The organism is Streptomyces sp. 3211.6, assembly GCF_003634815.1.
GTDB lineage: Bacteria > Actinomycetota > Actinomycetes > Streptomycetales > Streptomycetaceae > Streptomyces > Streptomyces katrae_A.
On sequence record NZ_RBXC01000001.1, the window covers coordinates 3,114,241 to 3,139,785 of the forward strand.

Below are 25,545 nucleotides of genomic sequence, written 5' to 3' on the forward strand. Positions count from 1 at the left end.
TGCGTCAGAACTGAACGTCGGAGCAGGCGTAGAAGGCCATCGCGGTGTCGTTGACGGTCCAGACGGCGAGGATCATGTGCCGGCCGGTCTTGCCGCTGGGCATGGCGCCGTGGTGGATGGTGGTCATGTCCGGGCGGGCGCCGTTGTAGGGGACGACGAGGAAGGGCTGGGAGTCGAGGGAGGCGCGGGTGAGGGGCTTGGTGGGGTCCCAGCCGTTCTTGGTGACGTAGTACTTGAAGTCGGTGGTGGAGTGGTTGGCGGTGAACTGCCAGCGGAAGTCGAAGCTCTGGCCGGAGGCCACGCGGGTCGCGGGCCAGGTTCCGCCGCGGGGGTCGTCGAGCTGGGCGAACTCGCTGTGGCCGCCGGAACAGATCTGGCCGTCGGCGGGGCCGGCCGCCGGGAAGCCCTTGTAGCCCTCGACGCTCTGCGGCTCCCACTGGATGGGGCCGCAGTCGGGGACGGTCTTGTTGGCGCAGAGCTTCTGGCGGCTGATGGGGGTGTCGGTGTAGCCGTGGCCGCTGGCGGCGGGGGCGGTGATCAGGGTCGCGCCGGCGAGGAGGACGGCGCCGAGCGCGGTGGCGCCGGCGGCGCGGCCGGGTATTCCGGGTATGCGGAAGGGACGCATGTTGCTGCTCCTTGGGTGTGGGGGGAGAGCCTGGCGGGGCTCGTGTGCGCGGTGGTGCGGCTGCCCCGTGTGCGTAGTCGTGCGGCTGCCGGTGCGCGCGCTCTTGTGCGTGCTCGTGTGCGTGCGCTCGTGTGCGTGCGCTCGTGTGCGTGCGCTCGTGTGCGTGCGTGCGCTTGCGTGGGGGCGGGCGCGGGGCTGGGGTGCGGGTACGGGGGCGGGCCACGGGTGGGGAGAGCTAGGTCTAGACCAAGTCCCACAGTATTGACGGCAGTTGGCCCTGTCCATCCCCATGCGAAAACGGGTGGTCCGGTCATTACCGGCCACCCGTTCTCCCTTTGAGCGCTGTTGAGCGCGGTTGTGGCGGTTATTGATCGGACCTGCCGGTGTAGAAGGCGACGGTGAGGTCCTTCACGAGCGCCTTGCGCTCGTAGTCGTCCAGCTCGACGATCCCGCGCGAGGTGAGCCGGTGCACCGTGTCGTCCACGGCGTCCACGACGGCGGTGAGGACGGTGTCACGGTGCTTGGCGTCGATCGCCGCGATCCGGCGGCGGCGCATCGCCTCGGCCACCTCCGGGGCGTACTCGATGCGGGTGGGCTGCGCGGAGAACACCTCGATGCCGATCGCCTCGGTCTCGGCGGCGAGGGTCCGGGTCAGCGCCTCGCCGACGGCCTCGGCGTCGCGCAGGGTCGGGGCGTCGTCGTGGAAGGCGTCGGCCGGGAGCCGGGACAGGACGCGGGCCGTGGCCGACTCGACCTGCTCGGCGAGGTAGTCGATGTGGTCCTCGACGGCGAGGGTGGCCCGGGCGGTGTCCCGGACCTGCCAGACGACCTGGACGACCACCTGGAGGGCAAGGCCGCCGGAGTCGACGGCGGGCATGGGCTCGCTGCGCCAGTGCCGCAGCCGCACGTCCACGCGGCGGCGCAGCAGCAGGGGGCTGATCCAGGTCAGGCCGGTACGGCGGACGGTGCCGCGGTAGCTGCCGAAGAGGGTGAGCACCCAGGCGTGGCCGGCCCTGGCGCGGCCGAGGCCGCCGAGGGCGAGGAGGGTGACGACGCCGAGGAAGGCGAGCGGGGGCCAGTGGGTGGCGCGGAGCCCGTGGTAGGGGCGGGGCGGCACCCCGAAGGCGGCGACGAGGGCGGCGGGGACGACCCCGGCGCGCCACAGCACGGCCGCGCAGCCGGTGAGGGCGAGGGCGCCGACGACGACGGCGATCCACCCGGGCAGCACGGGCCCCCGGTGCTCGCGCAACCGCTCGTCCCCACGGGGCACCCGCCGCCCGGCCGTCGCCGCACGCTCGGCGGGGCGGGGGGTGAGGGCGGCGGTGGTCTTGGCCCCGGCCATGGTGGTGGTCGTGGTCGTCGCCCCGGTCTTGGTCGCGGTCCCGTTCGCGGTCCCGGCCGTGGTCCCGGGCCGGGTCGTGGTCGCGGTTTCGGGGGTCATGGGCTGGGCCCGGAAGGGCAGATGGACCGGAACCTCGATAACGGCGGCCCCGCGCACGGGCGCGCGTCGTGCGAGGGGGCCTGCGGCGGTCTCCCCCCGTGCCCCTTCCCGTCCTCCCTCGATCCCCCGCGCGACGGCCTGCGCGACGACCTCGGCCACCCCGGGCCCGGGCACCCCGGCCCCTTGCGGATGCGGGATCCCTGCGGGGTGCTGGGGCGCGGTGGGGGCCTCGGGCACGGGGGGCGTCGGCTCGGCCGGGGGCTGCGGGGCCGGGTGAGGGGCGTGGCCGTCCCCGGCGCTGCCAGCAGTGGCGGCGTCCGGACCTTGGGGCTCTGCCCGGGTGGCGTGGCCCTGCGGGCCCGTGCGGGCCGGGGCGATCGCGGGCTCCTGCTCCGCGCGGGCGGCGTGGGGCTGCGGGGCGGTGCGGGCGGCGGGCGTGACCCGGGGCTGCCGCTCCGTGCGGGCGGTGGCGGGACGGGGCTCCGTCCGGGTGGTGGCGGGCTGGAAGTCGGGGCGGGCGGTGGTGGGTTGCGGCTCGGCGTGGGGAGCGGGCACGGCCGGGCGCGGTGGCTCCGCGCGCAGGGCGTGGGGGTGCGGCTCGGTGCGCGGGGCCGGAGCGGTCGGGTGCTCCGGCTCTCCGGCACCCGCGCGGGCCGGGACCCTCAGCCTCTCGTCGACGGCATCCTCCGGCGCGTGTAGGGCGGTTCGGGTCCCGGCGGGCGACTCCGTGGGGCGCCCGGCCGCGGCTACCGCCGGCGGTGCAGGCGTCCGGGCAGCGGTAGTCGACTCCGACGCAGGGTCGGCCGTCCGGGCCGGGGTGGGGGTGGTCGTGGGTTCGCGGGCGGGGTCGGTGTCGGCTGGGTGACCAGTCCGGGGGGAGGTCACGGGGGCCTCGTAACCGGCGCGGGACGAGGGCAGATGGTTCTCCTGACCCGCCGAGGTCACAGGAGCCTCCTGACCGGCCCGGGCCGAGGTCACGGGGTCCTCCTGACCCACGCGGAAGGACGACAAACGGGCCTCCTGACCGGCCCGGGCCGAGGACACAGAAGCCTCCTCACCGGTCCGGGGTGAAGTCACGGGGCCCTCCTGACCCACACGGGAAGACGACAAACGGGCCTCCTGACCAGCCCGGGGCGAGGACACAGGAATCTCCTGACCAGCCCCGGGCGGGGGCTCGGGGCCCTCGTGGCCCGCACGGGAAGAGGACAGAGGAGCCTGCTGACCGAGCCGGGACACAGAGGCTTCCTCACCGGCTCGCGGCGAGGTCGCAGGAGCCTCCTGACCAGGTTGCGGCGAGGTCACGGGGGCGACGTGACCCGTGCGGGATGAGGCCGCTGAGGCCTCGGGGCGGGTTCCGAGAACCGGGTCGGGCGCCTGGTCGGGCGTCGTGCCGGCCCGTGCGGGCGCCATCGCCCCGGCCCGGGCCGGGTGGGGTCCCTCCCCTGCCGGGGCCGGAGCCTGCGGACGTGTCGGGTCTCCGGCCTCCCCGAGGTGGGACGGAAGTTCCGCACTCCGGCCCGCGTGGGCCACCGGGTCCGTCGCGGCGGGGTGTCCGGGGGCGGACTCCCGAGGCGCCGTACCCCTGGGCGAAGACGACGCGGCGGAAGTGCGCGCCGAAGGCGCGGGCTCCCCGACAGCGGGCCGGGCCGGAGCCTCGGACGCAGCCAGACCGGTCGAGGGCTCCGCGGTGACGGGGGCCGCCGGGCCACCGGCCGGGTGCGCCACCTGGACCGGCAGGTCCGCACCGGCAGGGTGCCTGGCAGCCGTCGACCCCGACAAGGACTCCGAGGCGGCCGCCACGGCCGGCCCGGCCGGGTGCGCGGCCGCAGCGGCGGACACGGCGGGCTGAGGCTCCGAGCGGGGCGTCAGGGCCGGGGCGGCGGGGCCGGAGGTGAAGCGGGTGGCTCCCGTCGGGCGCTCTGCCGTGCCCCTGGCCGACGCCACCGGCCGCGGGCCGGAGTCTCCGGTACGGGTCTCGGCGACAGGTCCGGCGGTACGGCGCGGTGCCTGCCGGGCTGCGTCGCCGACCCGGACCACCCGCGTCGGGTCCGGAGCCCAGGTCGGCGCAACGACACGAGGCCGTGGGGTGTCGGCCTGCGGGGCGGAGGGGCCTCCGGCAGGGGCAGTGAGCGGCGACGCGGACCGGGCGGCGGCCGGTACCGCCCCGTCCGGCGCGGTACCGGCCGGCCGGGACGCCGTCGGCAACGCACCGGCCGACACCGGCTGATGGGGCGTGGCGGCCGGGGCTGTCGTCGTCCTGTCCAGGCGGGCGACTCCGGCCCGTGGGGTGGCTGCGGCCTCAGCCGAAGGCGCCACGTCCACGGATGCGGCCTGAGCGGACGCCACCCCGCGCGCCGCCTGCCACTCGGGGCTCGGCTCGGGCGCACGCGGCGGGGCAGCCGCAGCCGTCGATGTCTCCGGGGCAGCTACGGGGCGGAGCACAGGGGGCAACTCACCGTCGCCGGGCGGCCCGGAGGCAACGCCCGGCGCCCCGGCCGGAGCAAACAGCCCGCCAGACCTGGCCGAAGCCATGGCCCCGGCCCGGGACACCGACGGAAGCTCACCGGCCCGCCCGGCGGCAACGCCCTCCACCTCGGCCCGGATCGCCTCCCCGGGCCGGGCCACCGACGCCAGCTCGCCGTCACGGGCCCGCCCGACGGAAACCCCCGCCACGTCGGCCGGAGCAGAAAACCCGCCGGACCCGGACGAGGCCATGGCCCCGGACCGGGACGCCGCCGGAAGCTCACCGGGCCGCCCGGCGGCCACGCCCTCCGCCTCGGCCCGGACCGCAGCCCCGGGACGGGCCACCGGCGGCAGCTCGCCGTCTCGGGCTCGCCCGGCGGCGACCCCCGCTGCGCCGGACCCGGCCGGAGCCATGGCCCCGGGCAGGGGCACCGCCGGAAGCTCTCCGGGCCGCCCGGCGGCCACGCCCTCCGCCTCGGCCGGGATCGCCGCCCCGGGACGGGACGCCGGCGGCGGATCGTCGTGACGGGGCCGCGCGGTGGCGGTCGGTGTCGGCAGCGGTCCGGGCGGTGTCGCGTGGTGGGGGGTGGTGGCGGAGGGTGGGGCGGGGTGGAAGGTGCCCGTCGTGGACGTGGTGCGGGTGGGGTACATCGTTGCCTCCGTCATGCGAACAGCCGGCGCCAGGTTTCCGGGCCCGGGTAGCCGTCGGCCATGGCGCCGCGCCAGCCCTGCGCGCGCTGGAAGGCCTCGACGTTGCGGCGGTCTGCCTCGGTCCAGGTCTGGCCCGGGCCGGCCGTGTAGTACTTGCCGAAGCCCTTCCTCACCAACTGCCGCCCCATCGCGACGATCGCCAGGTGGGACTGGCCCGGGCGGAAGGCCCTAGGGCCGGGGTAGGCCGGGACCCCGGCCGGGCCCGGGCGGGGGGCCGGCGGGGGCGGCGGGGGCGTCGTACGGCCCGTCGGCACGATGTCCGCGCCCTGGTGCTGGACCAGCAGCCGCCAGGTGTCCGGGCCCGGGATGCCGTCCGCGTCGGCGCCCGTCCAGCCCTGCGCCAGCTGGAACGCCTCCGTGGCCTGCCGGTCGGCCTCGCTCCACTTGGTGCTCGGCCCGTTGGGGTAGAACCGCAGGGCGCCGCGGTCGATCAGCATCCGCCCCAGCTCGGCGACGTACTTGTTGTCGGCGCCGGGGCCGAACTTGGACGCTCCGGGGAAGGTGACCGTGGGCTGCTGCGCGGGCGGCACCGAGTCGCCCGGGAGGATCCCGCCGGTCACCCCGTTGAACCGGTACGGGACGTACTTGGCCGCGTTGTTCCAGTACCCGTACGGCGTGGCCAGCCGCCGTGTGACCGGCGGGGTCTGCTCGTAGGCGATGTAGTGCGTGTGCGTCTCGTCGACCCAGCCGCCGAACAGGACCACGTGCGAGCCCTTGTTGGGGTCCGCCGGGTTGTGGAAGAGGAGCATGTCGCCGGGCAGGAGCTCTTCCTTCGTGATCTTCGTGGCGAAGGTGTCGAGGCTGCCGGTCCACTCGTTCGTACCGAGGTTCCAGGCCATGGAGACGTATCCCGAGCAGTCCTGCCGGTATCCGTCCGTCCAGTACTCGGACATGCTGTACGGGACCTGCGCCTCCAGCCACAGCTTCGCCCGGTTGATGATCGTGGCTCGGTCGATGCGCCGCGCGAGGGACGGCGCGCCCGGCCGTGCCGGCCCGGAGGCCGGGGGGCGCGGGCGGCCGTGCAGCGGGGCCCGGCCGCCCTGCGGGCTGCCCGGCGTGTCCCGGGCCGACGGACCGGGACCGGCCTCATGGGCAGGGGCGGCCTCGTGGGCGGGACCGGCCTCGCGGGCGGAGGCGGCCGCGCGGGTGGCGGGGTCGGCCGCGCGCGTGGTGGGGGCCTGCTGCGGGGTGTCGGCCGAGTGCAGGGTGGGGGCCTGGTGGGGGGTGCCGGCCGAGTCCCGGGTACCGCCCGCGTGCGGGGCAGCGGCCTCGTGCGGCGCAGCAGCCGCTTGCGGGTCAGCGGCCTCGTGCCGGGTGTCGGCCGGGTTCGCCCGCCCGCCCGCGTGCGCGGGGCCGGCCGAGGGCGCCGGGGTCGCCGCGCGCGCCAGGGGCGGTAGCGGGTCCGTGGGGCGGGGGGGCGGCGGGGTGGCGTGGTGGGCGGCCGCCTGGCCGCCGCCGCCCAGGACCACCCCGGCCGCCGTGGCCAGCACCAGCGCACGGCGGGCTCCGCGTACGGCCGGCAGCCCGGCGTCGCGCAGCGCTATGGCCCGCCCGCGGGCGAGGGCCCTGCGGCGCTGGGCGCAGCCGGGGCAGGCGCAGTCGCCGGCGGGCTCGTACTCCTCGAAGACAGGCATCGGCATCTGCACATGCACCGGAGGCTGCGTCGTCATGCGGTTCCGTCCACTCCCCTGATCGGTCCTGATCAGTCCTGAGGGGTCCCCTGATCAGGGCCGATCGCTCCTGTTCGTCGTCGGTCCGGGCCGCAGCCGTACCCGACGGAGCGTCAGATGCGGTTCGGCCCAGACATATCGTGCACGAAAAACCCCTCAAACATGGGTTAATCGGACAACGCGGGCGCGGCTGGTCACGAGCACCCCCACCAGTGGGGTAGAGTTTTCCCTGTCAGCAAGCGCCGCTAGCTCAGTTGGTTAGAGCAGCTGACTCTTAATCAGCGGGTCCGGGGTTCGAGTCCCTGGCGGCGCACAGACAAGGGGAAGCCCCTCGTAGCGAAAGCTACGAGGGGCTTCTTCGTTCTGCCGGAAGCCAGGGGCCGGCCGCCTCTACGCCGCCGCCCCCGGCCTGGTCCCCGCACCCGTCAGGTACGCCGAGACCACCACGTTCGCCGAGTACTGTCCGGCCGCCTTGTCGTAGGTCCCGCCGCAGGTCACCAGCCTCAGCTCGGCGCGGCCCGGGACCCGCGGCCCGTACGCCTTGGCGGGGTCGAAGCCCGCGCGCTCGTAGACCCGTACGTCCTCGACGGTGAACTCGGCGACCGTCCCGTCCGCCCGCGCCACCCGGACCTTCTCCCCCGGCTTGACCGAGCCCAGGCCGAAGAACACGGCCGGCTTGGCCTTCGTGTCCACGTGCCCCACCATCAGCGCCGCCCCCACCGCACCCGGTGCGGGGCCCGCGCCCCACCAGCCCACCGTGCCGGGCAGCTCGTACGGCGGCGGCTCGATCGCCCCCTGCCGGTCCAGGCCCCGCGCGATCACCGGCGCCTGCACCCCCAGCGACGGTACGTCGACCCGCGCGGGCATCGCCGCCGTCAGGGGGGCCCGCGCCGCCGGGAGGCCCGGGCCCGCCTGGCCGCCGGGCCGCCCGGAGAGCGGGCCCGCCGGCACCCCCGTGATCTCCTTGCCCCACAGCCAGAGCCCGAGCACCAGCACCGACCAGGCCGTGAAGGTCAGCAGCCGGCCGCCGGCCAGGGGGCGGGGCCCGCTCATCCGTCGTTGCGGCGGCGGCGCAGGGTCAGGGCGCGCCCGGCGACCACCAGCGTGGCGGCGGCGGCCAGGACCGCGCCGACCACGGTCTGCGACAGGCCGGGCCCGTCACCGTGGTGGCTCTTCTTCGCGGCGGAGGCGGAAGCCAGCCGGGTGGTCTCGGCGACCTGGGCGGCCATCGCGCCGCCGCCCGCGTGGACCGGCCAGACCGGCGAGTGGTGGGGGTCGGGGCGGTGGTCGCGGCGGACCTCCAGCGAACCGCGAAGGCCCTCGTCGCGGCCCTCGCACTTGACCCGGACCTCGTGCCACCCCGGGTCGGCGTGCCGGCGGATCTCGGCCTCGCCGAAGAGGGTGCGGGGGTCCTCGTGGCCCTTGTGCAGCCGGACCTCCCCCTCGAAGACGGGGGAACGGGCCACCGCCCAGTCACCCTCACAGGCGCGCACGCGGACCTTGACCCGGTCGCCGGGCTCGGCCGGGTTCGGTTCGACGGAGACACCGCCGCGGTCCCCGTCGTATCCGAGGGCGGCGGGGGCGGTCACGGCGGTGCAGGCCGCCAGGGTCACGGCCACCGCTGCGGCACGGAGAGCGATCAGAGAACTTCGCATGGTGAACCTCCTCACAAGGAGATTCACGCGCGGCGCGCCGCTCCGCATCCGGAGCGGCGCTCTCTTGGCCCGTACGTGTCAGCCGTATGCGCCAACGCGGCAGCCGCGGCGCCCTCCGCGACTACACCAGGTCGACGAGATCCGCGATGGAGTCCACCGTCCGGGTCGGACGGTAGGGGAACTTCTCGGTGTCCTCGACCGTGGTCAGCCCGGTCAGCACGAGGAAGGTCTGCATGCCCGCCTCCAGGCCGGCCAGTACGTCGGTGTCCATCCGGTCGCCGATCATCGCGCTGGTCTCGGAGTGGGCGCCGATGGCGTTGAGGCCCGTACGCATCATCAGCGGGTTGGGCTTGCCGGCGAAGTACGGCTTCTTGCCGGTCGCCTTGGTGATCAGCGCGGCGACCGCGCCCGTGGCCGGGAGCGGGCCCTCGGTGGAGGGGCCGGTCTCGTCGGGGTTGGTGCAGATGAAGCGGGCGCCGTCGTTGATCAGCCGGACGGCCTTGGTCATGGCCTCGAAGCTGTAGGTGCGCGTCTCGCCGAGCACGACGTAGTCGGGCTGGTGGTCGGTGAGGATGTAGCCGATGTCGTGCAGGGCGGTGGTCAGCCCCGCCTCGCCGATGACGTACGCCGTGCCGCCCGGGCGCTGGTCGTCGAGGAACTTCGCGGTGGCGAGCGCCGAGGTCCAGATGTTGTCCACGGGCACGTCCAGGCCCATGCGGCTGAGCCGGGCCTGGAGGTCGCGCGGGGTGTAGATGGAGTTGTTGGTGAGGACCAGGAAGGGCTTGCCGGACTCGCGCAGCCGCTTGATGAAGGCATCGGCGCCGGGGATCGGCGTGCCCTCGTGGATGAGGACGCCGTCCATGTCGGTGAGCCAGGATTCGATCGGCTTGCGCTCTGCCACGGATTTCTCTCCGCTCTTCGATGGCCGCTGACCTGTGGGTCTGTGGTCTGTACCACCCACCCTAGCGGGCGCGGGCCGTGGGCGCCGGGGGCGTCCACGGCCCGGACGGCCTAGCGGAGGCGGACGTCGTCGACGGTCCAGTACCAGTTGTTGTCGCCGCTGTAGCGGAAGCGGACCTGGACGTCGGTGGCGCCCGCCGGGATCGGCAGCGGCAGGGACTCGGACGCGGCCACGGCGTCGGCGGTGTACGTCTTCACCACGACCGGGGCGGCGCCGTCGTACGAGACGAGGACCTGAGCGGTCTGGCCGGCCTCGTGGCGGTAGTGCGTCCGGAAGTCCAGGGTGCGCGTGGTGCCGCCGGTGACCGCCCACTTGGGGGTGATCAGGGTGGAGTCGAAGGTGCCCGTGTGGGTCTTGTCGTCCCACTCGTCGGAGTCGGCGACGGCGAACACGTCACGGGAGCGGACGCCCAGCTCGCGCCACTGGTCGCGCTGCGCCTGGCTCCAGAACTCGTCGGTGGAGAAGGCCCATCCGGCCCACTCGGTGACGCCGCCCGTGCCCATCCTGGAGTTGTCCACGGACCAGCCGGCGGGCGGAGTGTGCGTGAAGCCCTTCGTCCCGGCCGGGATGCCGGTCTCGTCCACGCGGGCCCGGAGGGCGGGGCGCAGGGTGTCGAAGGGGTCGTTGTCGGGGCTGTCGAGGGGGACGCCGTCGAGCCCTGTGGTGGGGACGCCGACCTGGGCGAGGGCGGTGGCGGCGACGTCGACGAGCTTGACGTCGTCGCGGACCGAACCGGCGGGGATCCCGGCGCCCTTGGCGATGACGAAGGTGCCGCGCTCCTGGATGGTGGAGCCGCCGTGGCCGCCGGCGTCGGTGTGGCCGTGGTCGGTGGTGACCAGGATCTTCCAGTTCTCCTGGGCGTAGGCGGGGCGGGCCTTGACGGCGGTGAGGAGCTGACCGACGAGGGTGTCGACGCGGCCGATGGCGTCGAGGTACTGCCGGCTGGCGGCGCCGTAGGAGTGGCCGGCGGAGTCGACCTGGCCGAAGTAGACGAAGGAGGCGTCGGGGTTGCCGTCGCGCAGCTCGGCGGAGGCGGCCGTGGCGATCTTCGGGTCCTCGTTGCCGTAGCCGTCGCGGTCTCCCGTGAGGGAGAGGCGCTTGTCGGCCTTGGCGGAGAAGACGGGGCCGTTCTGGTCGGTGGAGGTGAGGGGCTCCCAGTCGGCGGCCGCATAGGTGTTGAGGGCCGGGTTGGCGTTCTCGGCGCGGGTGAGGAAGTCCGGGTGGGCGGTGAAGTTCTTGCCGGTGAAGGAGTTGTCCTTCACCCCGTGCTGGTCGGGCCAGACGCCGGTGGCGATGGTGGACCAGCCGGGGCCGGAGGAGGTGGCGGCCATGGGGCTCGCGTAGAGGGTGCTGCGGGCGGTGAGGCCTTCGGCCATCAGGCCTTTGAGGTGGGGGGCGTTGGCGGCCTTGACGCGGTCGAGGACCACGCCGTCGAGGCCGATGACGAGGACCTTGCCGACGGAGCCGGCGGTGGTGGCGGTGGTGGCGGTGGTGGCGGTGGCGGGCTTGGCCGCGGCCGCCTTGGCCGCCGCTTCGGCCGCGGCCCTGGGGTCGCCGGGGGCGGCGGTGGCCGGGGTGGTGAGGCCGAGGGCGGTGGCGATGAGCGCCGTGGCGGTGGCGGTCACGGCGAGGGTGCGTCCGCGCAGGTCAGGGGACACGTACTCCTCCAGGAGCAAGTGGGTGTGGGCCGGGTGTGCGCGTGCGGGCGCCGCGGGCGCAGGGACGGGCGCGCATGCGGCGGGTCCGGACCGAGGTGCGGTTTCGGTCCAGACCCGTTATCCGTTCGATATGGTTCCCGGTGGGGGTGGCCGGGAGGTGAAGGCTCAGCTGCCGGTCGCGGACTTCCAGGCGTCGACGTAGCCCGTGAGGTTCTTGTCGATGTCGGTCCAGTCCGGCTCGAACACCTCGACGCCGGTCATCAGCTGGGTGAGCTCGATGGCGTTGGCGTCGGTGGGCTTGACGTCCGTACGGGCCGGGAAGCCGCCGCCGACCTCGCTGACCAGCTTCTGGGCGTCCTCGCTGAGCAGGTAGTCGAGGAGCTTCTTGCCGTTCTCGGTGTGCGGGGCCTTGGCGACCAGCCCGGCCGCGTACGGGAGGGCGAAGGTGGTGGGCTTGCCGCCGTCCTTGGCGGGGAACCAGATGCCGAGGTTGGGCATGGACTTGGACTGGGCGAAGTTCATCTGGACGTCGCCGTTGGCGACGAGCAGCTCGCCCTTGTCGGTCTTCGGGGCGAGCTTGCTGGTGGAGGAGGACGGGCCGACGTTGTTGGCCTGGAGCTTCTTGAGGAAGTCCATCGCCTGGTCCTTGCCGCCGAAGTCGTGCAGGGACTTGACGAGGACGGCTGTGCCGTCGCCCGCGACGCCGGGGGTGGAGTACTGGAGCTTGCCCTTGTACTTGGCGTCCAGCAGCTCCTCCCAGGTCCTGGGGGCGCTGGTGAGCTCCTTCTTGTTGTAGACGAACCCGAAGTAGTTGTTGACGACGGAGGTCCACTTGGCGTCGGCGGACTTGTCGGCGCCGCTGACCTTGTCGGAGCCCTGGGGGGCGTAGGGCTGGAGCAGGCCCTTGCCGTCGGCCTGCTGGATGAAGGGCGGCAGGGTGATCAGTACGTCGGCCTGGGTGTTGGTCTTCTCGCGGAGGGCGCGCTGGACCATCTCGCCGGAGCCGCCCTCGACGTACTTGACCTCGATGCCGGTCTTCTTGGTGAAGTCGGCGAAGACCTTGTCGTACCAGCCGTCGCCCTTGTCGCTCTTGAGGCCGTCGGCGCTGTAGACGGTGACGGTCTTCCCGCCGCCCCCGCCGGAGTCGGCGCCGGCGGTGGTGGAGGAGCCGCCGCAGGCGGTGAGGGCGGCGGCGAGGGTGAGGCCGGTGGTGAGGGCGGTGGCGGTGCGGAGCAGGAGCGCTCTGGACATGGGACTTCCTTACGGGGGGGCGGGGACGGGGGTTTGGCAGCCGGGGGGCGGCTGGGGGGCGCCGGGGGTGTCAGCGGTAGGAGGCTCGGGTGCGGATGCGGGAGACGGCCAGGAGGACCAGCAGGGTGGTGGCCATCAGCACCACGGCCACGGCGGATCCGCCGAAGAGCGAACCGCGGTCGGTGGCGGTGAAGATCCGGACCGGGAGGGGCATCCAGTCCGGCGGGTAGAGCATCATCGTGGCGCTCAGCTCACCCATGGAGAGGGCGAAGCAGAGCCCGGCGGCCGCCGTGAGGGACGGCAGCAGGAGGGGGAGCCTGACCCGCCACAGCACGTACGCGGGACGGGCGCCCAGGGAGGCGGCCGCCTGCTCGTACGCGGGGTCGAGTCGCACGAGGGCCGCCGAGACCGACTGGTAGGCGAAGGCCGTGACGAGGATCGTGTGCGCCAGGACCACGATCGTGCTCGTGCCGTTGAGCAGCAGCGGGGGCTTGCTGAACGCGACGAGGACGGCCAGGCCCACGACCACGGACGGCACGGCCACCGGCAGCATGAACAGGGCGTCCAGGACGCGCTTGCCGCGCTTGCCGAGCGCGGCGGCGGCCAGGGCGGCCCAGGTGCCGGCGGCGAGCGCGAGGAGGCTCGCGGCCAGGGCGGTGACCAGGGAGGTCGTCAGTGCCTGGAGGGACTCGCCCTGGACGGCGGAGGCGTAGTTGGCGGTGGTGGGGCCGGAGGGGAAGGCGCCGGACCAGTGGGTGGCGAAGGAGGCGGCCACGACGACGAGGAGGGGCAGGGCGAAGAGGGGGACGAAGAGGATCCCGAACAGGCTCCAGGCGGCCCAGCGGCCGCCCCTGCTATGCACCAGCACGCTTGCCCACCACCCGGTAGAGGCCGAACAGGCCGATGGATATGGCGATGTTGACGACGGCGGCCACGCAGGCGGCCGGGTAGTCGGACTCGAGGATCGCCTTGCCGTAGACGAGCATCGGGAGGGTCGTGACGCCCTTGGCTCCGGTGAAGAGCACGATCCCGAACTCGTTGAGGCACATGACGAGGACGAGGCTGCCGCCCGCCGCGAGGGCGGGAAGGGCCTCGGGGAGGATCACCTGGCGGACGATCCGGGCGGGGCGGGCGCCGAGGCCGGCGGCGACCTCCAGCTGGGCGGTGTCCAGCTGGGAGAAGGCGGCGAGCAGCGGGCGCATCACGAAGGGGGTGAAGTACGTGATCTCCGCGAGGAGGACGCCCCAGGGGGTGGTGAGGAAGTGGAACGGGCCTTCGGCGCCGCCGAGGAGGTCGGTCCAGAGCCCGTTGGCCATGCCGACGGTGCCGTAGATGAAGAGGAGGGCGAGGGTGATGAGGAAGGAGGGGAAGGAGAGGAAGACGTCGATGAACTTGGCGACGGCCTTGGCCCCGGGGAAGGGCACGAAGGCGATGACCAGGGCGAGGGTGAAGCCGAGGAGGAGGCAGCCGGCGGTGGCGGCGAGGGCCAGCCAGACGGTGGTGCCGAGGGCTTCGCGGAAGGCGTGGGAGGCGAAGACGGCGGTGTAGGCGTCGAAGGCGCCGCCGTCGGCGGCGTCGTCCGGGGTGAGGGACTGCCGGACGACCAGGGCGAGGGGGTAGAGGAAGACCAGCCCGAGCACGGCGACGGGGGGCAGGGCCCACAGCGCCGCCCGGGGCAGCCGGCTCCCGGGCGGGGCCGCTTCCCGGGGTGGCTTCCGGCTGCCGGGCGGGGGTGTGGCGCCGGGCGCGGTCGTGGCGCCGGGCGGGGGTGTGGGCACGGGCGGGGTGGCAGCCGGGGGCGGTACGGGACCCGCAGCCGGAGGCGGTACGGGACCCGGAGCCGGGGCGGGCACGGGACCCGCAGCCGGAGGCGGGACGGGACCCGCAGCCGGGGGCGGGAAGGGACCCGCAGCCGGTCCCGGCTCCGGTGGCGCGGCCGGGCCGCCGGGGGGCCGGGCCGGGGGCAGGGGGTCCGGGCGGGCCTGGGCGGCCGGGTGGCCGGTGGCCTCAGGCATCCGCGACCCCCGCCGCCAGGAGCACCGCGTCGCGGGGCTCGAAGTGGAGGGTGACCACGTCGCCGAGGGCCGGGGTCTCCCGCAGTTCGGGGAGGTCCGCCTTGACGCGGTGCCCGTCGACGTCGACGTACAGCCGGTGCGTCGAGCCGCGCCACTGCACCTCGGTGATGGTGCCGCGCAGGGCGTTGGGGCCCTCGCCGAGCCCCAGCAGGTGCGGCCGTACGCACAGGGTGGCGGTCGCCCCGGGGGCCGCGCGTCCGGTGTCGAGGTCCAGGGGGCGGCCCGCGAAGACGGCGCCGCCGCCGGCGCCTGCGACCGTCACCGGGAGCAGGTTGGCGTTGCCGACGAAGGACGCGGTGAACTCCGTGCGCGGCGCCCGGTACAGCTGCTGCGGGGTGCCGCAGTCCTGGAGGCGGGCGCGGTCCATCACGGCGATCCGGTCGGCCAGGGTCAGGGCCTCGACCTGGTCGTGGGTGACGTACAGGATGGAGACGTCGGGGAGTTCGCGGTGCAGCCGGGCCAGTTCGGCGAGCATCCCGGAGCGCAGCTGTGCGTCCAGGGCGGAGAGGGGTTCGTCCAGCAGGAGGACGCCGGGGCGGATGGCGAGGGCGCGGGCGATGGCCACCCGTTGCTGCTGTCCGCCGGAGAGCTCGCGGGGGTAGCGCTTGGCGTACGCGGCCATCCCCGTCATCTCCAGGGCCTCGGTGACCCGGGCGGGGATCTCGGCCTTGGGGGTCTTCCGGGCGCGCAGGCCGAAGGCGACGTTGTCCTCGACCCGCATGTGCGGGAAGAGCGCGTACTGCTGGACGACCATGCCGATGCCCCGTTTGTGCGGGGGCAGGGTGGTGACGTCCTGACCGCCGATCAGTACCCGCCCTGAGACGGGCCGGACGAAGCCGGCCACGGCGCGCAGGGCGGTGGTCTTGCCGGAGCCGGAGGGGCCGAGGAGGGCCATGACCTCGCCGGGTTCGACGGTCAGGTCGAGGGAGTCCAGGACGGTGGTGCCGTGGTAGGCGACCGATACGGAGTCGAAGCGGATGCCGCTCACGAGGACCCCGCGAGGAGGAGGGCCGGGAGTTCGGCGACCGAGCCGAGGACGTGCGTGGCTCCGTGCCCGGTGAGCGTGGCCCGGTCGTGGGCCCCGGTGAGGACCCCGGCGACGGTGCCGGCGCCGGCGCGGCGGCCGCTGAGCATGTCGTACGCGGTGTCCCCGGCGACGACGGTCTCGCGCACGTCGTCCACCGCGCCGGTGCGCAGGAACGCGGCCAGCACCATGTCGGGGTAGGGGCGGCCGCGGCCGCCCGCGTCGGCGGGGCAGAGGGTGAGGTCGGCCAGGCCGCGCCAGCCGAGGGCGTCGAGGATGGCGTCCTGGGTGACGCGGGCGAAGCCGGTGGTCAGGACGACGGTGTGGCCGGCGGCGCGGAGTTCCTCGATGGTCTCGCGGGCGCCGGGGAGCCCGGCGACGAGGCCGCCGTCGACGAGTTCCGCGTAGGCCTGCTCGAAGGCGGAGTTGGCGGCCTGGGCGCGTTCCTCCGTGCCGAAGAGGTGGCGGAAGACGGAGATCTTCGACTCGCCCATGGTGTCGCGGACGTACTGGAGCTTCGCGGCGTGGGCGGGGGTGCCGGGCTCCACGCCGAGGCGTTCGGCGGCGCGTTCGAAGGCGCGCTCGACGAGGCCGCCGTCGGCGACGGTGGTGCCGGCCATGTCGAGGACGATCAGCCTCTTGGGGGCGGGGGTTGCGGTGGCGGGGGTTGCGGTCGTGTCGGTCATGCGGCTCACCAGCCCAGTTCGTTCGCGGTGGTTTCGGCGATGGCAGGCGAGCAGGTCATGCCCCGGCCGCCCGGTCCGGTGACGAGCCAGACGCCTTCGCCGACCTGCTGGCGGTGGACGACGCGGCTGGTGTCGGAGCACTGCGCGTACACGCCCGCCCAGCGGTGCCTGATCTTCGGCAGCGGGCGGCCCAGGAAGGACTCGGCGACCTCGGTGAGGTGGTCGTAGGGGTCCTCGAGGGTGTCGAAGGCGAAGGGGTGCTCGTACTCGTGGGTGTCGCCGATGGTCAGGCCGCCGTCCCGGCGCTGGACCATCAGCAGCTGCATCTTGTGCGCGGCGGCGACGGGCGCCTGGGCCTGGGAGGCGTTGAGCTCGTCCAGGGCCGCCGACCGGTAGGCCGGGTAGTAGCGGAAGCTGTCGGCGTCCGCGACGGAGGTGGTGAGCGGCTCGCCGAGGGGGGCGGTCTGCATCATCTGGAGCCGGACGCGGCGCACGGGCAGGCCGGGGGCGAGCTCGCGGACCAGGCCGGAGAGCCAGGCGCCGGTGGCGAGGACGACCGCGTCGCCGCGGTGGACGTCGCCGTGGTCGTCGCGGACGGCGGCGGGGCCGGCCAGGTCACGGACCTCACGGCCGGGCAGGAAGGTGTAGCGGCCGGAGGCGCGCAGGGCCTCGCGGAGGTGGAGCTGGGCGGTGCGCGGTTCGACGGCCGCGTCGCGCTCGCACCACAGGGCGGCCTCGAACGCGCCGCGCAGGGCGGGGTTGACGGCCCGGGCCTCTTCGGCGGTGACCAGCTTGTAGCCGCGGGCGGCGGCGTCGGCGCGGGCGACGGCCGCCTCGGCGACCGCGTACTCGCGGGCGTTGCGCACGGGGGTGAGGGAGCCGATGGCGCGGAAGCCCAGGCCGGGCACCTCCGCGCCGATCCGCTCCCAGAGCTCGCGGGCCCGCAGGGCGGTGTCGAGCTCCTCGCCCCCGGCCCGGCCGCTGACCCAGATCTGGCCGAAATTGCGCAGCGAGGCGCCGCGGGCCTCGGCTTCGCGCTCGATCTGGACGACCTCGTGGCCGCGTTGGACTGCTTGCCAGGCGTGCATGGTGCCGACCACGCCGCCTCCGACGACTATGACTCTCACGGCGTCCACGGTCGGGGCGGTCCGTGACCCGGGAGGATCGGGTGGGCGACGGGCCGGTGAACAGCCCTCGACGCTTGGACTAGACCCGTTATCATTCTGTTATCTTAGTCGGTCTGGTTTGGGAGCTTTCGTTTCGTTTCCTCCGGGGCCGCAGGGCTTATTCGGGCCGCAGGCGGGTCGTGAAGCTGAACCGGTCGCCACGGTAGAGCGAACGCACCCGCTCCAGCGGCCAGCCGTCCTGGTCCCGGGAGAAACGGTGGATGAGCAGCATCGGCAGCGCCGGCGGGGTGCCGATCAGGAGGGCCTCGCGGGGGGTGGCGAGGACGGTTTCCAGCTTCTCGTCGGCGTCGCCGAAGGAGATGCCGAGGCTGTCGCGGAGGTACCCGTAGAAGGAGGAGTCCGGCTGGAAATCGACGTCGAGGCGGGGCGCGCGGGCCACCCGGACGTACGTGCTCTCCAGTCCGACGCGCTCGTCGTCGGCGAGCAGCACGCGCTCCAGGTGCCAGACGGGCTCACCGGCCTCGGCGCCGATGCCGCGGGCGAGTTCGGGCGGGCAGGGGAAGCGTTCCAGGCCGATCAGGTGACGGCCGGGCCGGCGGCCCTGGCGGCGCACGCCCTCGGTGTAGCTGGCGAGGGAGAGGGGCTGCTCCAGCTTGGGCCCGGCGACGACGGTACCCCGGCCGGCCCGGCGGAGCCGGCCCTCCAGCAGCAGCTCCCGCAGCGCCTGCCGCACGGTCTCGCGGGCCACCTCGTACCGCTCGGCGAGGTCCCGCTCGGTGGGCAGCGCCCCGCCTTCGCCGAGCTCGTCGAGGAGCTCGGCGATCCGGGCCTTGACGGCGTAGTACTTGGGGATGCGGCCGTGCTCGGGGATCCCGGAGCGGACGGGCGAGCCGGGGCGGTGGGGGGCGGGGTGCCGGTTCTGTTCTTCCACGGTCGGACTGTACGTGCGGGAGGTGTACGGGAGGGGTGGGGGGCGGCCTGACCTGCGGGGGGAGTGGGCGACGGGTGGCGGGTAACGGGGTCGGGGCGGGGCGGCGGGGCGGGGCAGCGGGGTCGGGCGCGGGCCGGGACGGGGGCCGGGACGAGCTCCCGGAGGCGGGGCCTGCACGCGAGGCTTGGGCGGGGCCCCAGACGCAGGCCCGGACGCGGGGCCTGCACGCGGGGCCCGGACGGGATCCCGCACGGGGGTTTCAGCGCAAGGGGCGTGTGCTCTGCGGGGTGCGGCGAAGGCGGCGGGCGCCGAGCAGCAGGCCGCCGCCTGCGGCCAGGGCGGCGACGGCTCCGGCGCCGTAGGCCCACTCCCGGGGCCCGGTGTGCGCGAGCGAGCCCGCGGCGGCCTCGGCCGCGGCCGCATCCTGCGGTTCCTCCGGGCCCTCCACGGAGAACCGGTACCCGCCGGCTTCGCCGACCCACTCCCCGTCGTCCCCCTTCCGCTGCACCAGCGCGGCATCGGCGACGACCTCGCCGAGGGGGGCGTCCGGGGCGAAGGCGAGCTGCACCTTGACGGTGGCGGAGCCGCCGGCCGGTACGGAGAAGCCGGGGAAGGCGTCCTTGCCGTCGAACACGGCGATGATCTCGTCGCGGTCGCTGCGTTCGAGGCTGACGGGGAAGGGGCCGCCGGGGGCTTCGAACTCCATGCGGAGGTGGGCGGGGCGCAGGGCCCGGGCGGGGTCGGTGAACACGATCACGGGGTGGATGGCGGTGCAGGTGGCGCCGGTGGCGTTCGTCAGGTCCAGCAGCCAGCTCTGCGGGCCTCCGCCGGCCCGGTAGACCGACGGCCCGCCACGGATGCGGGCCCCGATCGGGAAGGCGCCGCTCTTGCCGTCCCCGCAGCTGGCACGCGCGCGGGAGGGCAACGCCGGCGCGGGCATGGCGGGGGCGGGGGCGGGGTGGGGGCCGCCGCCGGTGCCGTTGTCCGCGGTGGCGGAGGGTGCGGCGAGGGCGAGGAGGAGGGCGGTGAGGGCGGGGGCGTTGCGCAGTCGCATGGAAGACCTCGCTGCTCGCCGGACGGAGTGATGATCGGACGAGGCGACAATCACCCCGCCCCTGCCCGCACCCTCCCACGCCCCCACACCCCAACCCCACCCCCACGCCCGACTCCTCGCCGTTTACCCCCGGATGGCCCTGGGTGCCGGGGGTTGGGGCCCGAGGGGTCGCCCAGCGCATCTTCAGCCCCGCCTGGGGGCACCTCTCTCAGCGGTAGCTGAGAGAGGCTGGCGGAGCCCCCCCCGGAGGCTGCCCAGCACCACAGGGGCCGGGGCAACGCCCCGGCGAACGGTGGAAGGGCGGGTAGGGGACCGCTCCGCGCAGTGGCACCCCGGCCGGCCGACGCAACGACGCCGCACGGCACAACCGGCCAACCGGGCCGCGCGGCCCACCCGCCGGCTCAGCCACGCCCGAACAGCGGCGCCAGCACCAGCTCCGCCGCCCCCTCCGCGACACCGGCCGGCGCGAGCCCCACCACCGGCGGCTCGGCCGTCAGGGCCCGGGCGGCCAGCACCTCCCGCACCCCCCTCACGAACACCTCCGGCGCCCCCGCCACCACCCGGCCCCCCAGCAGCACCCGGTCCACGTCCAGCAGCGCGACCAGGTTCGCCGCCCCCTCCCCCAGCACCCGCGCCGCCCCCGCCAGGTCGCCCCGGGCCACCGCCTCCAGGCAGAGCACCTCCAGGCAGCCCCGGCCCCCGCACCGGCAGGGCGGCCCGTCCGGCCGCAGCACCTGGTGCCCGAACTCCCCCGCCCCCGACCGCGCACCCCGGTAGACCGCCCCGCCCAGCCGCAGCCCCGCCCCGAGCCCGGTCCCGAAGTGCAGGTACACGGCAGAACCCGAGCCACGCCCATCAGACCAGGGCCCGCCCGAACCCAGCTCACCCGACGCCGACCCCTCCGACGCCAGCCCATCCGAACGCGCCCCGCCCGCCCTGGGCCACCCCGAACCCAGCCCATCCGACGCCGACCCACCCGACGCCAGCCCAGCCAACCCGAGCCCACCCGAACCGGGCCCACCCAACCCGAGCCCGCCCGACGCCAGCCCACCCGAACCGGCCCCAGCCAACCCGAGCCCACCCGACGCGGCCCCACCCGACCAGAGCCCACCCGACGCGGCCCCACCCGACCAGAGCCCACCCGACGCGGGCCCACCCGACGCGGGCCCACCCGACCCCGGCCCACTCGCCCCCGCCCCGTCAAGCGCACCCCACCCCGCCGCAGCGACCCCGGCGTTGGTGTCCTTGTCCACCACCACCGCCACCCCCAGCCGCCCCGCCAGCACCTCCTTCAACGGGTACCCCTCCCACTCCGGGAAGCCCGTCACCCGCCCCAGCACCCCGGTCCGCCAGTCCAGCGGCCCCGGCGCGGCCACGCCCACCCCAAGCAGCAGCGGCGCCTCCAGCCCGCCCGAGACCCGCCCGACCGCCCGTACGGCAGCCTCCGCCACCGCCTCCGGGCCGACCCCGAAGTCCAGCAGGCCGCTCCACTGCTCGACGACGCCACCCGCCAGGTCGACCCGTACGGCCCGGAGCTCGTCCCGGTCCAGGTGCACCCCCACCGCGCACCGGGCGCCGGGGACCAGCCGCAGCCGGGTGCGCGGCTTGCCGCCGGTCGAGGCGTCGCGGCCGGCCTCGGCCACCAGGCCCTCGGCCGTGAGCCGGGCGGTGATCTTGCTGACGGCCTGCGGGGTGAGCCCCGTCCGGGCGGCGAGCTCGGCGCGCCCCAGCCCTGGCGGGCCCGCGGCGCGCAGCAGGTCCAGCAGCAGGGCCTCGTTGTGCCCGCGCAGCGCCGGCAGGTTCACTCCGCCCCGGCCACCGTCCACGTTCGCCCTGTTCACCCGCCCATTGTCCACCCTCCTTGCACTTACACAACACTGTTGCCAAAGTGGAACCCATGAACGCCTCCCCAGCCTCCCCCTCCACCTCCCCCCACACCCCCCTGCGCGTCGCGCTGGTCGGCTACGGACTCGCCGGCTCCGTCTTCCACGCCCCGCTCGTGACCGCGACCGAGGGCCTCGTCCTCGACACGATCGTCACCTCCGACCCCGGCCGGCAGGCCCAGGCCCGCGAGGCCTACCCCGGCGTCCGCATCGCCGCCTCCGCCGACGAGCTGTGGGAGCGCACCGGCGACGCCGAGGACTCCCTCGGCCTCGTCGTCATCGCCTCCCCCAACAAGACCCACGTCCCGCTCGCCACCGCCGCCCTCACCGCCGGCCTCCCCGTGGTCGTGGACAAGCCGCTCGCCGCCACCGCCGCCGAGGCCCGCGAACTCGCCGCGCTCGCCGAGCGGACCGGCACCTTCCTCTCCGTCTTCCAGAACCGCCGCTGGGACAACGACTTCCTCACCGTGCGCCGCCTCCTCGCCGACGGCGAACTGGGCGAGATCCAGCGCTTCGAGTCCCGCTACGAGCGCTGGCGCCCCCAGCTCAAGGGCGGCTGGCGCGAGTCCGGAGCACCGGAGGAGATCGGCGGCCTGCTGTACGACCTGGGCAGCCACGTCGTCGACCAGGCGCTGGTGCTGTTCGGGCCGGCCGTACGGGTCTACGCGGAGACCGACGTACGCCGCCCGGGCGCCGAGGCCGACGACGACACGTTCATCGCGATCACGCACGCGAACGGCATCCGCTCCCACCTCTACGTCAGCGCCACCGCCGCGCAGCTCGGCCCGCGCTTCCGTGTCCTCGGCTCGCGGGCGGGCTACGTCAAGTACGGCCTGGACCCGCAGGAGGCCGCGCTGCGCGAGGGGCTGCGGCCGGGCGGTGCGGGCGGGCCAGCATGGGGCGAGGAGCCGGAGCACCTGTGGGGGCGGCTCGGCTCGGGCGAATCCCCGCTGACCGGCGGCGGCGATCCGGTGCCCACGGTTCCGGGCGACTACCCGGCCTACTACGCGGCGGTGGCGGAGGCGCTGCGCACGGGCGGACCGGCCCCGGTCACGGCCGACGAGGCGGCGCACTGCCTGGCGGTGCTGGAGGCGGCGCGCGTTTCGTCCCGTGAGGGGTCGGTCGTCGCCCTGTGATCCAACCTGTCGCAAAATCGACGGTTTGCGGGCATGGAAACGATCTATCCTTCACAAGCTGCCGATGATCACACTTGTGAAGAATGGACGTCCCGCCTGTGAAGCTGCCCCGGATCGCATCGATCGTGGCCACCGCCGCGATCGCCCCGGCCGTCCTGCTCTCCTCGCCCGCTTTCGCCGCGGACGGCGCGTCGGCGACGCCGTCCAGCCCGTCCACCCCGCCCTCTCCGACCGCGCCCGACCAGGGTTCTGAGGGGAAGCCGGCGGCGGACAAGCCCGCCGAGGACCCCCAGGCGGCGAAGGACCGGGCGGCGATCGAAGCGATCCTCGCCGACCCGGCCCGCGGTCCCGGCGTCCGTCAGGCGGCCGCGAAGGCGCTCAAGGGAACAGCCGCGGAGATGCGGCAGTTCCTGACGGTCGAGCTGGCGGAGCAGCAGTTCGTCGACGACGAGGTCAAGATCTCCCGGATCCACAACGACGGCGGCCCCGCCGTGAAGGCGGCCGCGATCGAGGCCCTCCGCAAGCAAACCCAGGCGGCGTACACGGAGTTCCTGAAGGAGGGGCAGCACGCGGCCCGCCTCAAGGACGACCGCGTCGAGCTGGCGCGCATGCTGAACGGCGCCGGCCGGGGCGTCACCCAGGCCGTGAACGAGCTGCTGGACCACGGCACGCGCGAGCAGATCCGCGAGTTCGTCGCCACCGGCCAGCACAAGGTCCGCGCGGAGGACGACCGGGTCGCGCTCTTCGGGATGATCAAGGACGCGGGCCCGGGCCTCAAGGAGGGGATCATCAAGCTCCTCGAAGGCAACCCGACCCCGGCGCAGCTGCGCACCTTCGTGACGACCACCCAGCACGAGCTGCGCGACGAGGACAACAAGGTGCAGATCGCGTCCATGGTCGCCAAGGCCGGCCCGGAGCTGAAGAAGGCCGCCCTCGCGGCCCTCAAGGGCACGCCGGAGGACCGCGCCGCCTTCCTCAAGACCGGCCAGCACGTGGCCCGGGCCAAGGACGAGGGCCACGGCACGGGCGGCGGCGGCAGCGCAACCGGCACGGGCAGTGGCACCGGCAACGGCGCCCAGCAGGCCGTCGCCACGGGCACCGGCAAGGGCAACGGCAACGCCGCCCCGGCCGGCGGCTCCTCCTCCGGCCCGCTCGCGAGCACCGGCGCCGGTTCGGAGACCACCTGGATGGCCGGCGCCGGCGCCGCCGCCCTCACCGCGGGCGCAGGCCTGGTCGTGGCCAACCGCCGCCGCCGCACGTCGGCCGAAGGCTGACCCACACGGGTCACCCCCCCGACGAAGGGGCGGGCCGGCCGCCCACAGGCAGCCCGCCCCGCCCCCTCCCCTCCGCCTACGGCGGCCCTAGGCGCCCTTGAACCCTCGGCCCCTTGAACCCTCGGCCGCTTGAGCCCTCGGCGCCCCTGAGCTACGCGCCCTTGAACTCCTGGCGCTGCCGGCCGAGCCCCGCGATCTCCAGTTCCACGACGTCGCCGGCCCGCAGGTACGGCTTCGGCTCCGGCTGGCCCATGGCCACGCCCGCCGGGGTGCCCGTGACGATCACGTCACCGGGGTAGAGGGTCATGAACTGGCTCAGGTACCGCACGACCTCGCCCACCGGGAAGATCTGGTCCGAGGTGTTGCCGTCCTGCTTGAGTTCGCCGTTGACCCACAGCTTCACGTCCAGGACCTGCGGGTCCGGGATCTCGTCGGCGGTGACCAGCCAGGGGCCGAGCGGGGTGAACGTCTCGCAGTTCTTGCCCTTGTCCCAGGTGCCGCCGCGCTCGATCTGGAACTCGCGCTCCGACACGTCGTTGACCAGGGTGTATCCGCCGACGTGCGCGAGGCCTTCCTCGGCGGAGCCCAGGTAGCGGGCGGTGCTGCCGATGACGACGCCGAGCTCGGCCTCCCAGTCGGTCTTCACGCTGCCGCGCGGGATGAACACGGTGTCGTCCGGGCCGACCACGGTGTCCGCGGCCTTCAGGAACAGGATCGGCTCGGCCGGCGGCTCCGCGCCGATCTCGGCCGCGTGCCCGAAGTAGTTCAGGCCGATGCCCACGACCTTGCCGATGCGGCCGACCGGGGAGCCGACGCGCAGCCCCTCCGCGTCGAGCGCCGGGAGCTCACCGGCCGCGGCGGCGTCCCGTACGCGGGAGAGCACAGAGTCGTCGGCCAGCAGGGCCCCGTCCACATCCGTGATCAGGCCGGACAGATCCCGAAGGGTCCCGTGCTGGTCGAGCAGCGCGGGACGCTCCGACCCAGCGGGTCCGACACGCAGCAGCTTCATGGGCATTCTCCCGTGGTCGTGGGTGGTCGGCCCGCGGGCATGCCAGAGGCACCCGAGGGCCGGCCGATGGGTTGCGGCCATCGGAGGATTGGCTGATCCTCCAAGATGCCCGCCCCATCCGCAAGACCCTGTTCACAGACTGGAACGCACCGCTCCGTCCACCGCCGAACCCGCCCCCGCAGCGGCCCGCCGCTGGAGCCAGGCCCGCTCGGCGACCGACCAGGCCGTGGTGGTCAGCAGGTACAGCCCGGCGGCCAGTGGCACGACGGCAGCCGTGATCAGCGTCCCGAACGACAGCAGCGGCAGCACCCCGCCCAGCTTGCGCATCGCGGCCAGCTGCCCGGCGGTCGGCGCGGCCGCCGCCCCGCCCGCCCCCTTCACCGAGGAGGGCGGCACGGGCAGCACGGGCGCCACGACCGGCGCGGCCGCCGCGGCCCGCCGCCCCCGCACGGCACTCCACGCAGCCACCACCGCGATCGCGGCGAACAGCCCCAGGAACACCAGCCCCTGCGGCCCGAACACGCCGCCCGCCTCCAGCGCCCCGGACCACCGCGCCCCGAGGGGCGCGGCGAACAGCCGGTGGCCGAGCAGCTCGTCCCCCGAGGAGAACGACCGGTACATCAGGTAGAACACCGGCAGCTGCAGCAGCATCGGCAGACACCCCGCCCCCGGGGTCGCCGCACGGAACGCGGCACGGCCCAGCGGGAACAGGGCGAGCCGTACGAGCAGGGTGAACAGCACGATCGCGGCAGCGGTCGCGGACTCGGCCAGTACCGGCTCCAGGAGCCGGCCCAGCTCGGCAACGAGATGAGTGAAAACGGACACGCGGGCCCTCCGAGGGGTCTCGTCAAACGTCGAAAAGGTGCATTTCGGCGCGACGACCCACGAGGGGCGACAACAGCGTTCAGTCG

Annotated in this window: 20 protein-coding genes and 1 tRNA gene; 3 read left to right on the forward strand and 18 right to left on the reverse strand. The window is 74.8% G+C overall.

Annotated elements, in window-relative coordinates; genetic code table 11:
- Positions 1 to 4: 4 nt before the first annotated feature.
- The 3 genes from BX286_RS14255 to BX286_RS14270 all read right to left on the reverse strand — a co-directional run bounded on the left by BX286_RS14255 (position 5) and on the right by BX286_RS14270 (position 6,445).
- The gene (locus BX286_RS14255) at positions 5 to 625 is read right to left on the reverse strand and encodes a lytic polysaccharide monooxygenase (RefSeq protein WP_121015076.1); all 621 of its coding nucleotides are present in this window, start codon (positions 623 to 625) and stop codon (positions 5 to 7) included.
- A gap of 364 nt (positions 626 to 989) precedes the next feature.
- Positions 990 to 2,621, reverse strand: a complete 1,632-nt coding sequence (locus BX286_RS37000; protein ID WP_261993420.1) for an SPFH domain-containing protein — start codon at positions 2,619 to 2,621, stop codon at positions 990 to 992.
- A gap of 2,570 nt (positions 2,622 to 5,191) precedes the next feature.
- Positions 5,192 to 6,445 carry a peptidoglycan-binding protein gene (locus BX286_RS14270; RefSeq protein ID WP_398898889.1) on the reverse strand — a complete coding sequence of 418 codons (1,254 nt, stop codon included), beginning with the start codon at positions 6,443 to 6,445 and terminating at the stop codon, positions 5,192 to 5,194.
- Positions 6,446 to 7,149: 704 nt separating this feature from the next.
- On the opposite strand from BX286_RS14270, the gene BX286_RS14275 reads away from it, so the two are divergent.
- Positions 7,150 to 7,223, forward strand: a tRNA-Lys gene (locus BX286_RS14275).
- A gap of 77 nt (positions 7,224 to 7,300) precedes the next feature.
- On the opposite strand, the gene BX286_RS14280 is transcribed toward BX286_RS14275, so the two are convergent.
- The 13 genes from BX286_RS14280 to BX286_RS14345 form a co-directional block, all read right to left on the reverse strand.
- On the reverse strand, positions 7,301 to 7,963 hold the full coding sequence (locus BX286_RS14280) for a class F sortase (protein ID WP_079427247.1): 663 nt from the start codon (positions 7,961 to 7,963) through the stop codon (positions 7,301 to 7,303).
- Positions 7,960 to 8,565, reverse strand: a complete 606-nt coding sequence (locus BX286_RS14285; RefSeq protein WP_121015079.1) for a hypothetical protein — start codon at positions 8,563 to 8,565, stop codon at positions 7,960 to 7,962. The genes BX286_RS14280 and BX286_RS14285 overlap by 4 nt, the downstream gene beginning before the upstream one ends.
- Positions 8,566 to 8,686: 121 nt before the next feature.
- Complete coding sequence (locus BX286_RS14290) at positions 8,687 to 9,466, reverse strand: HAD-IIA family hydrolase (protein WP_079427251.1); 780 nt, start codon at positions 9,464 to 9,466, stop codon at positions 8,687 to 8,689.
- Positions 9,467 to 9,576: 110 nt separating this feature from the next.
- Positions 9,577 to 11,184 carry an alkaline phosphatase family protein gene (locus BX286_RS14295; protein ID WP_261993421.1) on the reverse strand — a complete coding sequence of 536 codons (1,608 nt, stop codon included), beginning with the start codon at positions 11,182 to 11,184 and terminating at the stop codon, positions 9,577 to 9,579.
- 165 nt (positions 11,185 to 11,349) lie between these two features.
- The gene (locus BX286_RS14305; RefSeq protein ID WP_100863603.1) at positions 11,350 to 12,435 is read right to left on the reverse strand and encodes a 2-aminoethylphosphonate ABC transporter substrate-binding protein; all 1,086 of its coding nucleotides are present in this window, start codon (positions 12,433 to 12,435) and stop codon (positions 11,350 to 11,352) included.
- Between the two features lie 70 nt (positions 12,436 to 12,505).
- Positions 12,506 to 13,303, reverse strand: coding sequence for an ABC transporter permease (locus BX286_RS14310; protein WP_079427255.1), 798 nt, complete (start codon positions 13,301 to 13,303; stop codon positions 12,506 to 12,508).
- Positions 13,290 to 14,213, reverse strand: a complete 924-nt coding sequence (locus BX286_RS14315) for a 2-aminoethylphosphonate ABC transporter permease subunit (protein WP_079427257.1) — start codon at positions 14,211 to 14,213, stop codon at positions 13,290 to 13,292. The genes BX286_RS14310 and BX286_RS14315 overlap by 14 nt, the downstream gene beginning before the upstream one ends.
- 229 nt (positions 14,214 to 14,442) lie before the next feature.
- On the reverse strand, positions 14,443 to 15,498 hold the full coding sequence (locus tag BX286_RS14320) for an ABC transporter ATP-binding protein (RefSeq protein WP_100863600.1): 1,056 nt from the start codon (positions 15,496 to 15,498) through the stop codon (positions 14,443 to 14,445).
- Positions 15,495 to 16,220, reverse strand: a complete 726-nt coding sequence (locus BX286_RS14325) for a phosphonatase-like hydrolase (RefSeq protein WP_121015081.1) — start codon at positions 16,218 to 16,220, stop codon at positions 15,495 to 15,497. Before BX286_RS14325 ends, BX286_RS14320 begins: the two co-directional genes overlap by 4 nt.
- A 5-nt stretch (positions 16,221 to 16,225) precedes the next feature.
- The gene (locus BX286_RS14330) at positions 16,226 to 17,347 is read right to left on the reverse strand and encodes a TIGR03364 family FAD-dependent oxidoreductase (RefSeq protein ID WP_079431738.1); all 1,122 of its coding nucleotides are present in this window, start codon (positions 17,345 to 17,347) and stop codon (positions 16,226 to 16,228) included.
- 157 nt (positions 17,348 to 17,504) lie between these two features.
- Complete coding sequence (locus BX286_RS14335; RefSeq protein WP_079427261.1) at positions 17,505 to 18,278, reverse strand: GntR family transcriptional regulator; 774 nt, start codon at positions 18,276 to 18,278, stop codon at positions 17,505 to 17,507.
- Between the two features lie 259 nt (positions 18,279 to 18,537).
- Positions 18,538 to 19,332 carry a hypothetical protein gene (locus BX286_RS14340; RefSeq protein ID WP_121015083.1) on the reverse strand — a complete coding sequence of 265 codons (795 nt, stop codon included), beginning with the start codon at positions 19,330 to 19,332 and terminating at the stop codon, positions 18,538 to 18,540.
- Positions 19,333 to 19,733: 401 nt separating this feature from the next.
- Positions 19,734 to 21,173, reverse strand: a complete 1,440-nt coding sequence (locus BX286_RS14345) for an ROK family transcriptional regulator (protein ID WP_261993422.1) — start codon at positions 21,171 to 21,173, stop codon at positions 19,734 to 19,736.
- 56 nt (positions 21,174 to 21,229) lie between these two features.
- On the opposite strand from BX286_RS14345, the gene BX286_RS14350 reads away from it, so the two are divergent.
- Positions 21,230 to 22,351, forward strand: coding sequence for a Gfo/Idh/MocA family oxidoreductase (locus BX286_RS14350; RefSeq protein WP_121015087.1), 1,122 nt, complete (start codon positions 21,230 to 21,232; stop codon positions 22,349 to 22,351).
- Between the two features lie 83 nt (positions 22,352 to 22,434).
- Positions 22,435 to 23,625: an ALF repeat-containing protein gene (locus BX286_RS14355; protein WP_148710271.1), complete on the forward strand. Its 1,191-nt coding sequence runs from the start codon at positions 22,435 to 22,437 to the stop codon at positions 23,623 to 23,625.
- Between the two features lie 151 nt (positions 23,626 to 23,776).
- Here BX286_RS14355 and BX286_RS14360 read toward each other — a convergent pair whose 3' ends face one another.
- Positions 23,777 to 24,634: a fumarylacetoacetate hydrolase family protein gene (locus BX286_RS14360; protein WP_121015091.1), complete on the reverse strand. Its 858-nt coding sequence runs from the start codon at positions 24,632 to 24,634 to the stop codon at positions 23,777 to 23,779.
- 132 nt (positions 24,635 to 24,766) lie between these two features.
- Positions 24,767 to 25,459, reverse strand: a complete 693-nt coding sequence (locus BX286_RS14365) for a YidC/Oxa1 family membrane protein insertase (protein ID WP_121015093.1) — start codon at positions 25,457 to 25,459, stop codon at positions 24,767 to 24,769.
- Positions 25,460 to 25,545 lie beyond the last annotated feature (86 nt).